We start from the raw sequence: 16557 nt of genomic DNA, 5'->3' as shown, positions 1-16557 counted from the left end.
TACTTTTCAGTAAAACAATATTTAAAAGGAGAATGAAAACTTGGAACAAAAGAATTTTTTCTTTTCTATTATAATGGCAATTTACAATGTAGAAGAATTTTTAGATGAAGCTATAACAAGCATAATTGATCAGGCACTTGATTTTGAGCATCATATACAGTTGATTTTAGTCAATGATGGAAGTGTTGATGCGTCGGGGGAGATTTGCTTAAAGTATAAAGAAAAGTATCCAGAAAATATAGTCTTTATCGATAAGAAAAATGGCGGAGCGAGTAGTGCGCGTAATGAGGGTTTAAGATATGCCAAAGGGAAATATATTAATTTCTTAGATCCGGATGATACATTATCTCCTTCAACTCTTTTAAAAGTATATGATTTTTTTGAAAAGAATTATTCTAAAGTCGATGTGGTTTCCATTCCAATGATGATGTTTGGTAAAACAAGTGGTCCACATTTATTAAATTATAAATTTGATAGAACAAGATTAGTTCATATCTTGAAAGAACATACAGACATTCAATTATCGGCACCAAGTTCATTCGTGAAAAAAGAAGTAGTTAAAAATCACTTTTTTAATGAAGATATGGCCTATGCTGAAGATAGTGAATGGCTGACTAAAATTATAATGAAACGCCAAGTATACGGAATTGTAAAAGAAGGACAATATAATTATCGACGTAGAGAGGATGCATCCTCCGCAACTCAAACAGGTAAAAACGATAAAAAATGGTATACGGATTATTTGAAGAATTTCTCTCGAGAATTAATTAATCATAGTATTACAACATTAGGATACGTTCCACGATACATTCAGTATATGATTGCCTATGACCTACAGTGGAGAATAAATATAGAAGACAGAACTGATGTTTTAACTGATAAGGAAGTTGAAGAGTTTTTTGACTTGCTAGAAAGAATACTCGCATTTATAGATGACGATATAATCTTTGAACAAAAATCTCTTAACTTGCACAGAAAATACTTTTTAATCAAATTGAAATATCGAAATCAAGAAAATGTATTTAAAAAAATCTTTTTGAATCGTAATGTTAATTTATATTTTAAAGAGAAATTAATTAATTCTATGAGATATGAAGCTTTAACAATGGAGCTATTAAGCATTGAAAAGGGAATTTTAACCCTTGAAGGTAATTTTGGTTCATTATTTGATGCTGCCGAATTAGAAGTGAAAGCATGTGTCAATGACAAAATATATCATGCTGAAAAAATTGATAGAACAGTTCACAATCTATATTGCTTAAATAAACCGGTTAAAGAATACTTAGGCTTTAAAGTTGATATCCCAGTTGATGATCTTGAAAACAATTCTAATATAGAAATGATGATTTCATCAAATGGCAAACTAATAAAAGTAAAAATCAACTTTGGACGATTATTCCCACTGGATAAACATATAGTTGATTTCTACGCCAAGAATGGTATAGGGATTTATTTCGATCATAAACTTAATAATTTAGTAGTTCTAAAAGATAAAAATCAGATTATTAGAGCAAAAGAAAAGCGGGCTCAAAGACGTTTTAAGACTTTTAATAAAGTAGGCGCTGAGAAAGCGTCAAATGTAAGAAAGATTATGGAACATCTCTATAAAATAAAGAAAAATAAAAGAGTATGGCTTTTTATGGATAGAATCACCAAAGCAGATGATAATGCTGAAGCTTTATTTGAATACGCAATGCAGCAGAAAGACGGTATCAAAAAATATTTTATTATCAGTAAAGATAGTCCAGATTATAATAGGTTGAAAAAAATAGGACCCGTTGTTGCATATGGTTCACCTAAACATAAGTTTTTGCATTTACTTGCTGATGAAATCATATCTTCCCATGCAGATGATTATGTAGTAAATCCGTTTGTTAATATGAGGAAATATTATAAAGATTTATTTAAATTTAACTTTGTTTTTCTTCAACATGGAATTACGAAAGATGACATTTCTGGGTGGCTTAATAAGTATAAGAAAAATATTAGACTATTTATAACTGCTGCTCAGCCTGAGTATGAGTCGATAATTAACGGTCATTATAATTATTCGAAGAGAGAAGTAATTCTAACTGGATTTCCTAGGTTTGATAAGCTTGTTAATCATAATCATAAAAAGATATTAATTATGCCAACATGGAGAAATCATTTAGTGGGAAAAATAAACCCTCAAACAGGGAAAAGAGATTATTCACCCCTCTTTAAAAACTCAGTTTATTTTAATGAGCTTAATAATTTATTAAATGATACTAAACTTATTAGGGCAGCTAGTGAAAAAGGATACGAGATAGTATTCTTCCCACATCCAAATATTGTTCAGCAGTTGAGGGATTTCAATAAAAATAGTTCAGTGAGAATAGCGGATATAAATGAAAGTTATCGAGATCATTTTAATAATAGTGCTATTTTAGTTACAGATTACTCCTCTGTTGCATTTGACTTTGCTTACCTTAAAAAGCCTGTTTTTTACTTCCAATACGAAAAAAACCATTTGGAAAAAGGTTATTTTGATTACAATTCTATGGGGTTTGGGGATGTAGTTACTGATAAAGATACATTAGTTGATAAGTTGATAAATTGTATGGAGAACAATTGTCTAATGGATGCCAAATATATAAATAGGGTTAATCAATTTTATAAATACACGGATAAAGAAAACTGTAAACGTGTTTATCAACAAATTGTTAGTTTAGGAACTAATATTAAAGAGGGAATAAAGAAATGAAAAAAGTAGCTGTTTACGGTAGTTGTGTTACACGCGATAACTTTAACTCTCAATTTAATGCTGATTATAAAAATTATTTCGATTGCGTATTGACACAAAACCAAACGTCCATTATTTCAACAATGAGTAAACCTAACTACATTGTTATTGATAACGAGAATATGTCTAATCATGAAAAAAATACTTTAAAGACTGATTTTGAGAATAGCTTTTTAAACGAAATTAAATCTGTTCAGCCAGATATATTAATTTTGGACTTTTTTGCAGATGTGCATTTCGGCTATGTAGAAATTTCTAGTAACCAGTATATTACAAATAACAGATGGACACTTCCTAAAACAAATTATTATAAACTTTCAATTCAAAATAAAAAACAAAGTTTTAATATAGAAGATCATTTTGAAAAATATTTTTCCCTATGGAAACAAAAGTTTAAGCTTTTTTATAACTATGTTAGATTAAATTGTCCTAAAGCAAAAATTATCTTAAATAGTGCAAGAAACGTTCATCACTTTTTTGATAAAGAAGAGCAGAAAAAGTTGCTTATTAATGGGGGAAACATCAAGGTAATAGATGTTGATTATTATAATAAGGTTTGGAATAAGTTTGATGAGTATGTATTAGACAACTTCAGTGATGTAGAGGCGATAGATTTATTTAAAAATAAAATCTATAATTCCTATGAAAACCATCCATGGGGCAAATTTTATGTACATTATACTATGGATTACTACACTGACTTTTTGGACCAGTTAAAAAAACTCAGTCTATAAGAACTCGTCTACGGAGGATTGAACGTGAAAATCGAGATAATGAATATTTCTGCAAATACTAAAAATGATGGATGGATAATTTATGGGCATACGAATAGAATCGAGGAATTTAAAGGCCTGGCTCTTAAATTAAAGACTAATAACATAGCCTTTGAACAGCCTATTCAGCTAAAGCTACCTCATTCTTATATGCATGAGGAAGGTTATTTCTTATGTGAAGTGAAATTTTCTCAAATAATAAAATCGAAAAAACTCTCCTTCTCTAATGCTTGGGAATTGAAAGTTTTAAACCAAGATGCTCAATTAATTTACTGTCTCGATGGTCAACACAGACTAAAAATAAAGCTACCAGATTCTTTGTATTTTGGAGTCTTGTCTTTAGTGAATAATAAATTAGTCATTACAGTACAGCCTGACAATGCAAAATTTAGTATGTATAGTATTGAAAAGGGTAATTCTACTGACGAATTTAAATTAAAATTTGAAATAAATGGAGAGAAACACAAATTATTTGAAACCAGCGATTTATTATTTGTTCTTTCACGCAGACCTCATGGAACTCTTTATCAGTATCATGAAGAACAAATAGAACTTGGAAAACTGTCTCAAGTTGATGACCACTTTGAGGTTGACCTTGATTTATATAATCTTCCGGCTAATATCATTGTTGACGATTCTAACATTTGGGATTTTTATATCAAATTAGACAATAATTCTGAATCCATATTAATTTCTTGTTTAGTTGATAAAGATCTCCCGAGTTCTCTTGATAAATTAAGTGCATTGAGAAATCATCCATTTCATTATGTCAAATTAAATAAAACAGGAAGCAACACTTTATCTCTTCACACATATCGAAAAGATACAAATATTGCTCAACTAACCTCATTTGAAGAAAATGATAATTTTGCGAAACTTTATATTAAGATAAATAATCAGATAAATTCACAATGTAAAGTGGTCTTTAGAAAAAGAGAGAAAAAAGGAAATGGCTTTGAATATTATTTTTCTCAAGAATACAGCCTTTTAAATAACGGTGATCTTTTCATTTGTGAGATAAACAAAAAGAATTTGTTAAACTTGCTAAGAAAAGATCATGCGAGTGTATGGGACGTGTTTATTTTAATTGATAGTAGAGACTATGTTTATATTAGCTGCAATGAAAATATTGAGACTGATTATTTTAATATAGCTGATGGATATAAAGTGAAGTTTTTCAAAAATGGTGGAAATAGATTATCTGTGTATATGCTTTTTGATTCAAACAAAGATGCAGATACGCTTAATATAGCTGTTTTAGGTACTTGTTTCAGTAGAAACGCATTCAATTCCTCAGCATTTTTTAACCCTGATTACAAAAAATTTTATAAATGTTGTTATACACAATTCCATTCATCAGTCATTAGTTTGATGTCTGATCCCGTAGATGCGGATTTTAATCAATTTAATGATGTTAAAGAAAGTGATCGGGCATGGGTTGAAACAGATTTTAAAAAAGATTTTTTTGTAAAGTTGAAAGAATCAAAACCGGATTACATTATTATTGATTTTTATTGCGATGCGAGTAAGCCAGTAATTAGAACTCAAGAAAATAATTTTGTGACTTGTAACTATTTTATAGAAGCTAGTAAATTTTTATCAAATTGGAGTAACACACATATTTTAAATCATCATGAAAACCATAAGTTTTTTGAGCTATGGAAAGCGAATGTTCATAAATTTCTTGATAAATTAAAAACCATTATTCCTGAGGATAAAATTATATTGAATAAGGGAAGGTTTACTGAAACATATTATGGGTTGGATGGTAAAATAAAAACATTTGAGGATATTCCGATGATACGAAGAAATAATTATTTTTGGGATAAATTAGATAATTATTTCCTATCTATTGCCCCTTCAGCTAAAGTAATAGATATGACTGATACAAAGTTTATAGGAGATGAAAGATATCCTTATGGTTTATCTTATTCTCATTATGAGTCAGGTTACTACAAAGAATTTTTCAACAGGTTATTAAAAATCACATACGAAGACCAATTAAAAAAATAATTACATGAATAGTTCTAAAATAAGGTTGTTGTTATTTTATCTTTTTTAGAACTATTCTTTTTATATTGGTTGTTTCTTTGATTTTTAAATTAACAAGTGGGTCTGTCGACTATTACATGAAAAATGAATGAATATCTGTTACAATATTCACCGGTGCTTTCAAATTTCTTTAACCGAAAGATCCAAAAAATCATTTAAGTCTAAGGAAGATAAACAATGAATGCATTAGTAAGAATCGTAAAAGAGCAAGTGACATCGTTTCCTTTAATTTTGCGCTTGGCTTCGTATGAGACAAAGTCTCAGTATCAGATGAATTATCTTGGTGTATTATGGCAGTTTCTAAATCCGCTCATTCAAATGCTGGCGTACTGGTTTGTATTTGGTATGGGGATTCGCAACAGTCAGCCGGTCATAACGGGTGTCGGAGAAGTGCCTTTTATTGTTTGGATGCTGGCTGGTTTGATTCCGTGGTTTTTTATTAGCCCGACGATTCTTGATGGATCAAACAGTGTATTTAAGCGGATCAATATGGTCGCGAAAATGAATTTTCCAATCAGTTCGCTGCCTTCTGTCGTGATTGCTTCAAATTTATTTAGTTATTTTGTAATGATGGGCATTTATGTCATTGTCCTTTTAGCAAGCGGCGTTTACCCTAGCTTGCATTGGATACAATATATTTACTATTTAATCTGCATGATTGTATTTATGTTTTCATTTAGTTTGTTTAACTCTACAATCAGTGTGCTTGTCAGAGATTATCAATTTTTGCTGCAGGCCGTAACCAGATTATTGTTCTTTTTACTTCCGATTTTTTGGAATATCTCGGAGCAGCTCGGGAAAAATCACCCGAACCTGCTGCCTGTGCTTAAGCTGAATCCGATTTTTTATCTGATAGAAGGATTCCGAAACAGCTTCTTAGACGGCAAATGGTTTTTCCAAGACATGAAGTACACGCTGTATTTCTGGCTGTTCACATTCCTTTTATTGTTAGTAGGTTCTATTCTGCATATGAAATTCAGAGACAAGTTTGTTGACTTTCTTTAATACGTAAGGAGATTGTACGATGAAACTAAAAGTTTCGTTTCGAAATGTTTCAAAGCAGTATCATTTGTATAAAAAACAATCGGACAAGATTAAAGGATTGTTTTTTCCGGCTAAGGATAATGGTTTTTTTGCTGTGCGGAATGTCTCCTTTGACGTGTATGAGGGAGAGACAATCGGCTTTGTAGGGATAAACGGGTCAGGGAAATCGACCATGTCTAACCTGCTGGCTAAAATTATTCCGCCGACCAGCGGTGAAATTGAAATGAACGGCCAGCCGTCGCTGATTGCGATTGCTGCCGGTTTAAATAACCAATTGACGGGCCGGGACAATGTCCGGCTCAAGTGTTTAATGATGGGGTTAACCAATAAAGAAATTGATGATATGTACGACAGCATCGTGGAATTTGCCGAGATTGGCGATTTTATTAATCAGCCGGTTAAAAACTATTCCAGCGGTATGAAATCGCGTCTTGGTTTCGCGATTTCCGTGCATATTGACCCTGACATTTTAATTATTGATGAAGCGCTCTCCGTAGGGGACCAAACGTTTTATCAGAAGTGTGTAGACAGAATAAATGAGTTTAAAAAGCAAGGAAAAACGATTTTCTTTGTCAGCCACTCCATTGGACAGATCGAAAAGATGTGTGACCGCGTCGCTTGGATGCACTACGGCGAGCTTCGTATGTTTGATGAAACAAAAACAGTAGTCAAAGAGTACAAAGCGTTTATTGACTGGTTTAATAAGCTGTCGAAAAAAGAAAAAGAGACATATAAAAAAGAGCAAACGGAAGAGCGGAAGAAAGAAGATCCTGAAGCGTTTGCCCGTTTCCGCCAAAAGAAGAAAAAGCCGAAATCACTGGCTAATGCGGTTCAAATTGCTATTTTGTCTATCCTGACGGTTTTTACTGCAGGAACAATGTTCTTTAATGCCCCGCTTCGTACAATTGCTTCCTTTGGCGCTATTCCGCAAAATGAAGTGAAGAATCAGCATGGCGATGCAAAGGGCAAGTCAGAGGAGCACTTAACCGCGGTTAATAAGCAAGGGTTTATAGCAGCTGAGAAAGCGTCTGTTTATAAGGATCAAGATTTGAAACAGAAAGCTGACGTTACACTGCCATTCGGTACCGAAGTGTCAGTAGCTGCAAAAGGCAAGCAAGCAGCGAAAATAAAGTTTGACGGGCAGTCTTATTTTGTGAAAAAGAGCGCTGTGACGACAAACGTGAAGCATGCTGAATTGCGGGCTGCTGCCTTTGCACCTTATGTCCCGCAAAATGCAGCATCTTCCTATGAATACTTTCTGAAATTCCTGGGAGACAACAGCAGCAGCATCCAATCGAAATTAAATGGATATACTGAAGGAGAAACAGCTGACGGCAGAAAAACGCTGAATTTTGATTATGAAAAAATCAGTTATGTAATAGAGAATGATAAAGTGTCTGAACTTATCTTTCACAACATTTCTCCAGTCACTCCGGCGTCACTATCTTTAAGTGACAGCGATGTATTGTATGACAATAGCGAGAATCGTTTTCTTGTGAATGCAGCTGATCAGGTTTTTGCAGTTGATAATGAAGAGCATACGCTGACCTTGATGTCGAAATAAGAAAAGGCTATTGGATGAATGTCCAATAGCCTTTTTGCTTAGATTTCTTCTTTGTTTAATAAACCTTCCATAAATGGAACGAGCTGATCGCGAAGCTCTTTATCCTGCATCGCAAACTCAAGAGTTGTTGTGATAAAGCCCAGTTTTTCACCAACATCATAACGCTTGCCTTCAAAGTCGTAAGCAAACACTCTTTGAATTTCATTTAGCTTTTGAATGGCATCCGTTAGCTGAATTTCTCCGCCGGCGCCAATCTGCTGCTCCTCTAAGTACATGAAGATCTCAGGTGTGAATACGTAACGGCCTAAGATGGCAAGGTTAGAAGGTGCAGTGCCTTTAGGCGGCTTCTCAACGAAGTTTTTCACCTGGTAACGGCGGCCATCACTAGTCAGCGGGTCGATAATGCCGTAGCGGTGTGTTTCTTCGTCAGGTACTTGCTGAACACCGATAATAGAAGAAAGTGTTCTTTCATATTCATCCATTAATTGGCGTAATCCTGGTGTTTCTGCCTGAACAATATCGTCTCCAAGCAGGACCGCAAACGGCTCATCGCCAATAAAGTTGCGCGCACACCATACAGCGTGTCCGAGTCCCTTAGGCTCTTTTTGGCGGATATAGTGAATATCAGCCAGGTTAGAAGCTTTTTTCACTTTTTCAAGGAGTTCAGTCTTTCCTTTTTCTTCTAAGTTTCTTTCAAGCTCAGGAGAGTAATCAAAATGATCCTCAATCGCACGCTTGCTTTTTCCTGTTACGATAATAATATCCTCAATACCGGCTTCAACAGCTTCTTCAATTATGTATTGAATGGTTGGCTTATCAACGATAGGAAGCATTTCTTTCGGCATTGCTTTCGTAGCCGGCAAGAATCTCGTTCCGAGACCTGCGGCAGGGATTATGGCTTTACGTACTTTTTTCAATTTCAAAGCACCTTCCTTAAAAACAGATTTAGGGTTCAGCTTTATGTATGCTGAGTATTTAAAATGTTTGAGTTTCTTTTCTCATCAATACCCTATTTTCATTCTGTTAAACACATTTAATCATATAAGAAAAACCAATATTAAACAAGAGTCAATTCAGTAACTTTGAGATCAAGGAAATACTAAAAAATAACATAAATTGGTAGAGAAACCGATTTACGCTGACCTAAAAAATCCATAGATGTAACTGCTTCTTCATCTCTAGAGCCAGCTCAGCAAAAATGATATAATGTAGTTCTGAAAATGTGACTGTACGAATTTATCCGAAAGGTAATAAATAGATGATGACGATGAAGGTTTCCACCCCAAAATTAGCATATGTTTGTTCAGGACTGCATGCAGCGAAAAAGTTTAATATCAATACAATCGATTGGAATTATCCGATGGAAATTGTCACTTTTAATCATGAGCCTAATGGGCCTTCTTCTTTTAAAGATGCTGCTGTTATCAATATGTACAGCTACTTTAAAGGATCTGCACCACAGAAAGAAAAAATCGAGCATCCGGTTGAACAAGAAGGTTTAACATATATTCAAGAACCGAACAAGCCCATTTACCGCTATTACCATAATGGGCGTTATATCAAATATCAAAGGTTTACAGCATCAGGAGAACTTGCTGTTATTGATTATTTTAATGAAAACAGGCAAAGGTTTAAAAGAGAAGAATATGATTCATCCGGCTATGTACACAGCTTAATGTACATGAATCTGGAGACTAACAAACCGAAGCAGCATCTTTATTTAAGAGCAGACGGCACCTGTTATATGACCAAATGGTATAAGAATGATGGAACGACTGAAAAAATTGTCATTTTTGACGAAAAAGAGAATATAGTCAATGTTTTGTATTCAGAAAATGAACTTTCCTATTATTTTCTAAGCCGCTTGATAAATAAGACGGAATATTTATTTTTAACATCAGAAGTCGAGATATATACAACACTGAAGTCTCTTTCGGTTAAATATTCATCCATGTATTTAGGTTTTATAGAGACGAATGAGATGTTAGACAATCCTGAAAAGGAAATAGGCCATCTTGATGCGTTCGTGGTCCCTTCATTGAAGAAATATCATGACACGATTGAAAAAACGGGACCCCGCACAAATATTTACTATGTTTCTGAAGAGCCATTTACCCGCAAACGTTTTGTAGACAAACTAATTGATCAGGTGACTTTTAATAATCAATTAAAAGATATGGATGTTGGGCTCTTAACGGCAGAATGGCAATCAAAATCCAAGTTATATTTGTCTGCCAAAGTCGAATTTAAAGGCGACGTTCCAACCCATTCTATAGGCCGTCACAAAATGTATTGGAAATTAAAAAATAAGAAGAGCGGTACTGAAAGTACGTTTAACGCAAAAGTAAGCAGTGAGGAAGAGCTGATGTTTACTGTAAGCGGTACTCTCTGTGTTCATTCTGTATTAGATCAACTGTCCATGATTGAGTTGTATCTCTGTTCAGAGTGGGATAACAGCTTCTTTGCATCGAGCGTACGAGTCACCGATCCAAAGGACATTCCATCATCAAAACATAGTATTTTGGGCTGGCAAATTACTTTGGCAGTAGAAAATAATTATTTGCATGTTCATACAGCCGAGGGACTTCGGAGAAAATTAATGAAGCGGCTGTTTACAAAAAAATAGCAGAGAAAGCTTTACCAGAAGAAGGAGCTTGAAGATGAGAAGGATCTTTTCACTAATATATGAAATAGACATTGAAAAAGGCGGCATTACAAGCTCTATGATGTCAAGATCTTTTACATTTGCGGAGCGTGGCCACAAAATCGATTTGGTCACACTTGATTATAAAGAGAATTATGGTCAGATTGAGAAAGAGCTGAAGAACGCAGGAAGACTGCATGCTAATGTAAATATCCTCAATATTTATGATGACTATAAAAATCAGCATAAGCATATAAAAGTCGGGAATGCACAACAGAGTTATTATGAACAAAAGCGCAATCGCTTTGAAGAACCCTATGCCGCGTATCATAATGAGGAAAAATTAGAAACGGAATACTTCAAGAATGGTTTATATATGAAAAAGAAAAAGTGGGATGAGTCGGATAATCTTTTATATGTAGATCACTTCAATGAAAATATGCAAATGACTAAGCGGGAATACTTTCATGACGCTTATGTAAATAAAACGGTATGGTTCGATACGAGAAGCGGAAAAATCAATCAAATTCACTACACAGCCCCGGACGGCTTTTGTTATTTAACAGAATGGTACCACTTTAATACAGGATCCAGTCAGGGAGTTATGCTGTTTGAACGAGATGAAAAGGAAGCTGTATTTTTCAAAAACAAGCACACGTTTCATACACATTGGCTTGAGAAGATATGTGAAAAAGAAAAGGACCCTATTATCATCTGTGATGGAGTCGGAAGTGCTTCAAAAGTCAATGAAATGCGTGAGGGATTGGCAAAACGATATTACTGTGTTCACTCAAATCATTTAGATTATCCTTATACGTTAGGCAGCAAAGTTCGGAAAAATCATCAATACGCGATGGAACATATTAAAGATTATGACGGGCTGATTGTGTTAACGAATGAACAAAAAGAAGATATCATGAAAGACTTTGAGTCGAACAATAATATTTTTGTTATTCCCCATGCTCCAAGAAGACTTGATAAATTACAAACGTATGAAAAAAAGAAAAACGAATTTGTCATGGTGGCCAGATATCATGAAGAAAAAGGGATCGATAAGGTCATAAAAGCAATGGAAATCGTAAAAAAATCCCGGCCTGATATTGTCCTTAATATTTATGGCAGCGGTCCTGGCCACGTGGAATATCAGCAATTGATTGATGATCTTCAGCTAGATAATGTACATTTAAAAGGGTATATCGCAAATCCTGCTCCATTTTATCAGCAGGCGCTTGCCACATTATTAACATCAAAATTTGAGGGGTTCAGTCTTGCCATTTGTGAATCGTTTTCGTGCGCAACCCCTGTTATCAGTTTTGATGTGAAATACAGCCCAAGAGAGCTCATAAAAGAACACGAAACGGGAATGCTTGTAGAACCTGATGATATTGAAATGCTTGCTGAGAGTATCATTTATTTGTACGACAACCCAGACAAAGCCATTCAATATGGAAAGAATGCAAAGAATTTAATGGATACACAATATAGTGAAGACCGATTGTTTGAAAGATGGGAAGAAGTATTTGAAATGACGAAATAGTGCATTTCTATACCATTTTTGTTCATTATATGAGCTTTTGTGAAGAAATAGAAGCGGATAAGGATAGAGGTGTAATGTTGAAAATTACTGCAGCAGTACCCACATACAACTCAGAACATTTTATCTCCCGCTGCCTGGATAGTCTGGTTCAACAAACCATGCCGAATAATGAGTATGAAATTATTTGTGTAGATGATTGTTCTCAGGATGGCACGGTTTCAATATTGAAAAAATACAGTGAACAGTATTCTAATATAACGGTTATTGAACGAAAGGAAAATTCGGGAGGGCCGGGAGAACCAAGAAACCAAGCCATACGTGCTGCGAACGGTGAATACATCTTTTTTATTGATTCCGATGATTATTTAGGAATTGAAGCATTTGAGAGAATGTATCAATTTGCACAACAGCACGATTCAGATATTGTGCTTGGAAAAATGGTCGGTGTAAACGGCAGAGCGGTCCCGCAAGCTATTTTTAAAGAAACAAAACCTGAGGCGGATCTAGTTAAATCTCCGCTAGTCTACTCAATTGGCCCGACAAAACTTTTTAAAGTTTCACTGCTAAGAAAGCATGACATATATTTCCCATCTAATATACAGGCCACAGAGGATCAGGTATTTGTCATGAAAGCTTATTTAGAAGCGGACAAAATTTCTGTCTTGGCCGACTATGATTATTACTACGCTGTACAGCATGACGGCGAGCATATGACATTTGCTTATGTTGCGCCTCAAAGCTACTACGGTGCAATGAAGGTCATCATAGATATGATTTGTGAGAGCCGTCTTTCTCATACCGGCAAAATGAATTTTATGGCGAAGTTTTTAAATCGCCATTTTGACTTTTCCAGAACAACGGACTTTACTGTAACAATCGAGGATGAACAGGAGCAGCAAACATGGATGACAGAGCTGCATCATTTTGTTGAACAAAACATTCCTCAGGAAATTGACAAGCTTGTTCATTCCCATACGCGGTTAAAATTATATTTTGTACGTCAGAATGACTTAAAGGGCTTGAAGCAGTTTGAAGAAGATAAAGAAAATATGACTCAATTTACGTCTGTTAAAAATGGTCATATCATAGCAAACTATCCCAGCCTTATGCCGTATCAGTTAACAGAGAATGAACGGATTATTGATGATAGAAATAAAATCAGTCATTATGTGAGAAAATTTCAAATGAAAAACGATACTTTTTTATTAAAAGGGTCGGTTACCCACACGGCTTTACAACCAGAGCAACAAGCTATGCAAACTTTATTAGGCATTTGGGTGCATCGTGATAGAAAAACTGAAAAAATCATTTCTCCGGTGTATTCTAAGGACGGAGAATTTGAATTTCTCACGAAGTTTACTGATTTGGCTGTTCATGAAGAAGATATTGGTGTTTGGGACTTCTTTATTGAATCGGGGATAGACGGGTATAAAAAACGCGCCCGAATTGGCAGCAGCAGAGAACCGTATCCTTATTCAAAAAATGCTAAATATATTGGGAACAATGGGAAATACGCTTTTAGCGCAAGGCCATACTTTACAAAAACGTACGATAATCTGTCTGTGGATATAAGAAAGCAAGAAGTTTTGAAAGTGGAATTCAAAAAGAATGATTCTGATTTAACGTTCGTATTTCCTGGAAGCCAATTGTTCTTTCCGAAGCAATCCTTATTATTGCTGGAATGCAATAATCAAGAATTTTTAATCCCAATAAAAAATCAAATCAGTTCTGTTGATGAGACAGTGATACAGGTTGACCGGAATCTAGTTGAACAAAAGTTTGCCCCAGCTTACTTAAAAAACACGAATATTGTTTTATCAATAAATTCATACAAAACGCCATTGGTTCCAAAAAAGGATGTCAGCGTGTACTTTTGCAGTAAAAATATTGAAAAAAAGCTATGGTGCTTTAAAATAAAGAAGAAAGTAGATCTATTTATACAATCAGACCAATCCAAATTCTATCTAACAGCCCGTTAAACAAAGAAACCAGGTGACAAATATGAAAAAACTAAAGGTCATGACCGTCTTCGGGACCAGGCCCGAAGCGATCAAGATGGCACCGCTTGTGCTTGAATTGAGAAAATATCCTGAAATAGATTCCTATGTCACGGTCACTGCCCAGCACAGACAAATGCTTGATCAGGTTTTAGAGGCGTTTCAAATCACGCCTGATTTCGATTTGAACATTATGAAGGAGCGGCAGACGCTGGCAGAGATTACGTCCAACGCCCTTGTGAAATTGGATGAGCTGTTTAAAGACATCAAGCCTGATATTGTACTTGTCCATGGTGATACGACGACGACGTTTGCCGGAAGCCTAGCCGCCTTTTATCATCAAATTGCTGTCGGCCATGTGGAGGCCGGGCTCCGTACGGGGAATAAGTATTCTCCTTTTCCGGAAGAGCTCAACCGCCAGATGACCGGAGCGATTGCTGATTTGCATTTTGCGCCGACAGGCCAGGCGAAAGACAATTTATTAAAAGAAAATAAAAAGGGCGACTCTATTTTTGTGACAGGCAATACAGCGATTGATGCACTCCGCACAACGGTGAGGGACGGCTATTCACATCCTGTCCTCGGTCAGGTAGGCAAGGATAAAATGATTCTGCTGACCGCGCATCGCCGGGAAAATCTGGGCGAGCCAATGGAAAACATGTTCAAGGCTATCCGAAGAATTGTTGAGGAATTTAACGATGTACAGGTCGTTTACCCTGTGCACCTAAATCCTGTTGTCCGGGAAGCGGCTCAGAAGCATTTTGGCGATTCTGACAGAGTGCATTTGATTGAACCTTTAGAAGTCATTGATTTCCATAACTTTGCGGCAAAATCGCATTTTATTTTGACAGATTCGGGCGGCGTGCAGGAGGAAGCGCCTTCTCTCGGGAAACCGGTGCTTGTGCTGCGCGATACGACGGAACGGCCTGAAGGAGTGGAAGCAGGAACGTTAAAACTTGCGGGGACGGATGAGGAAAACATTTATCTGCTGGCAAAACAGCTGTTAACTGATGACGATGAGTACAAGAAAATGTCCTACGCTTCTAATCCGTATGGAGATGGAGAGGCTTCCCGACGGATTGTGGAAGAATTGCTGTTTCACTACGGGTTTCGGAAAGAACATCCAGATTCATTTACAGGAAAATAAAAAAAGAAGCTTTGCACCCTGTGCGAAGCTTCTTTTTGTTTTAATTTTCGAGGCTTTCCTTCATCTCTTTTGTGATATCGGAAAGGGCGTTTTCATCAGCTTGATAATAGTAAATTCCGTTGATTTTCGTGCCAGTACCTTTCAATTCGTGCTGTTTAATATTTTTACGCGCGCCTTTGTAGTCGGATTGGATATCCCACATGTCATCGAAGGTCAAATTCGTTTTCACATTATCTTCAACAACTTTAAACATATCTCCAAATTTCGTGATGGAAGAAATATTTGCGCCTTTATTAATGATTCCTTCGATCACTTGGCGCTGGCGGTCCTGGCGTCCGAAGTCGCCTCTTGGATCTTCTTTTCTCATACGGGTATAGGCGAGCGCCTCTTTTCCGTTCAGCGTGATTTCTCCTTTGCCGAACGAATAACCGTCATAGCTGAACGCGAATGTGCTGTTTACTGTGACGCCGCCAAGTGTATCAACAACGTCTCTAAAACTTTCCATGTTCACTTTTACAAAATAATCAACCGGAACATCGAGGAAGTTCTCGACCGTGTCAACCGTCATCTGCGTACCGCCGAATGCGTATGAATGGTTGATTTTATCCATTGTGCCTTTCCCGATAATTTTTGTATATGTGTCACGCGGAATGCTGACCATGTCAGTTGTATTCGTTTTTGGGTTAACGGTCATATAAATAAGCGTGTCGGCACGGCCTTTATCGCCGTCGCGTTCATCCACACCCATAATTAGGACGGAAAACGGGTCTTTTTTATTGATGTTGACCTCAGTATCTCTTTTTTTAGATTTATCAATACGCTCATGAATACTTGCCACGGTTGAAGCTGCTTTATGCCATAAGTAGTATGCATAGCCGCCTGTCCCGAGCACAAAAACGGCCACAATGGCTAAAATGACAAGTAACGCTTTTCTTTTTTTCTTTCTTTTTTCAGCTCTCATAATAAAGTCCTCGCTTTTTTGTAATCTAGTACGATTATAAGTTTCTTAATATTTGAAAACAACTAAAATTTGTC

General features: G+C 35.8%; 11 protein-coding genes. 9 read left to right on the top strand and 2 right to left on the bottom strand.

The annotated features are described in order from the left end of the window. Positions 1-40: 40 nt before the first annotated feature. The 5 genes from Q5C82_RS00940 (at position 41) to tagH (ending at position 8197) form a co-directional block, all read left to right on the top strand. Entirely contained in the window at positions 41-2725 is a 2685-nt protein-coding gene (locus tag Q5C82_RS00940; protein ID WP_003219637.1) for a CDP-glycerol glycerophosphotransferase family protein, read from the top strand. Next, positions 2722-3498 (top strand): DUF6270 domain-containing protein, encoded by a 777-nt coding sequence (locus Q5C82_RS00935; RefSeq protein ID WP_003219638.1) that lies wholly within the window; start codon positions 2722-2724, stop codon positions 3496-3498. Before Q5C82_RS00940 ends, Q5C82_RS00935 begins: the two co-directional genes overlap by 4 nt. Before the next feature lie 24 nt (positions 3499-3522). Continuing rightward, positions 3523-5550 (top strand): DUF6270 domain-containing protein, encoded by a 2028-nt coding sequence (locus Q5C82_RS00930; RefSeq protein ID WP_003219639.1) that lies wholly within the window; start codon positions 3523-3525, stop codon positions 5548-5550. A 216-nt stretch (positions 5551-5766) separates the two neighbouring features. Next, positions 5767-6594, top strand: coding sequence for a teichoic acids export ABC transporter permease subunit TagG (tagG, locus tag Q5C82_RS00925; RefSeq protein WP_003219641.1), 828 nt, complete (start codon positions 5767-5769; stop codon positions 6592-6594). Between the two features lie 19 nt (positions 6595-6613). Then, positions 6614-8197 (top strand): teichoic acids export ABC transporter ATP-binding subunit TagH, encoded by a 1584-nt coding sequence (gene tagH / locus Q5C82_RS00920; RefSeq protein ID WP_003219644.1) that lies wholly within the window; start codon positions 6614-6616, stop codon positions 8195-8197. A gap of 38 nt (positions 8198-8235) precedes the next feature. Here tagH and galU read toward each other — a convergent pair whose 3' ends face one another. Beyond that, positions 8236-9114 (bottom strand): UTP--glucose-1-phosphate uridylyltransferase GalU, encoded by an 879-nt coding sequence (gene galU, locus Q5C82_RS00915; RefSeq protein ID WP_003219646.1) that lies wholly within the window; start codon positions 9112-9114, stop codon positions 8236-8238. A 341-nt stretch (positions 9115-9455) separates the two neighbouring features. On the opposite strand from galU, the gene Q5C82_RS00910 reads away from it, so the two are divergent. The 4 genes from Q5C82_RS00910 to wecB all read left to right on the top strand — a co-directional run bounded on the left by Q5C82_RS00910 (position 9456) and on the right by wecB (position 15522). Then, complete coding sequence (locus Q5C82_RS00910) at positions 9456-10823, top strand: alpha-glucosyltransferase N-terminal domain-containing protein (RefSeq protein WP_003219648.1); 1368 nt, start codon at positions 9456-9458, stop codon at positions 10821-10823. Between the two features lie 34 nt (positions 10824-10857). Continuing rightward, a complete protein-coding gene (locus tag Q5C82_RS00905) occupies positions 10858-12378 on the top strand; it encodes a glycosyltransferase (protein WP_003219651.1) in 1521 nt (506 codons plus the stop codon). Between the two features lie 74 nt (positions 12379-12452). After that, entirely contained in the window at positions 12453-14357 is a 1905-nt protein-coding gene (locus Q5C82_RS00900; RefSeq protein ID WP_003219653.1) for a glycosyltransferase, read from the top strand. Positions 14358-14379: 22 nt separating this feature from the next. After that, positions 14380-15522, top strand: coding sequence for a non-hydrolyzing UDP-N-acetylglucosamine 2-epimerase (gene wecB, locus Q5C82_RS00895; RefSeq protein WP_003219655.1), 1143 nt, complete (start codon positions 14380-14382; stop codon positions 15520-15522). 40 nt (positions 15523-15562) lie between these two features. On the opposite strand, the gene Q5C82_RS00890 is transcribed toward wecB, so the two are convergent. Continuing rightward, positions 15563-16483 carry a LytR family transcriptional regulator gene (locus tag Q5C82_RS00890; protein WP_003219657.1) on the bottom strand — a complete coding sequence of 307 codons (921 nt, stop codon included), beginning with the start codon at positions 16481-16483 and terminating at the stop codon, positions 15563-15565. Positions 16484-16557 lie beyond the last annotated feature (74 nt).

The organism is uncultured Bacillus sp., from assembly GCF_958411575.1.
GTDB classification, from domain to species: domain Bacteria; phylum Bacillota; class Bacilli; order Bacillales; family Bacillaceae; genus Bacillus; species Bacillus spizizenii.
Note: the sequence above shows the minus strand (reverse complement) of the source record. Positions and strands in the feature narration are given on the sequence as shown.

Bases quoted from the DNA above. Each gene is read 5' to 3' on its own strand.
- Q5C82_RS00900 (WP_003219653.1), top strand. From the start codon at position 12,453: ATGTTGAAAATTACTGCAGCAGTACCCACATACAACTCAGAACATTTT.
- wecB (WP_003219655.1), top strand. From the start codon at position 14,380: ATGAAAAAACTAAAGGTCATGACCGTCTTCGGGACCAGGCCCGAAGCG.
- tagH (WP_003219644.1), top strand. From the start codon at position 6,614: ATGAAACTAAAAGTTTCGTTTCGAAATGTTTCAAAGCAGTATCATTTG.
- Q5C82_RS00890 (WP_003219657.1), bottom strand. From the start codon at position 16,483: ATGAGAGCTGAAAAAAGAAAGAAAAAAAGAAAAGCGTTACTTGTCATT.
- Q5C82_RS00910 (WP_003219648.1), top strand. From the start codon at position 9,456: ATGATGACGATGAAGGTTTCCACCCCAAAATTAGCATATGTTTGTTCA.
- Q5C82_RS00905 (WP_003219651.1), top strand. From the start codon at position 10,858: ATGAGAAGGATCTTTTCACTAATATATGAAATAGACATTGAAAAAGGC.
- tagG (WP_003219641.1), top strand. From the start codon at position 5,767: ATGAATGCATTAGTAAGAATCGTAAAAGAGCAAGTGACATCGTTTCCT.
- Q5C82_RS00935 (WP_003219638.1), top strand. From the start codon at position 2,722: ATGAAAAAAGTAGCTGTTTACGGTAGTTGTGTTACACGCGATAACTTT.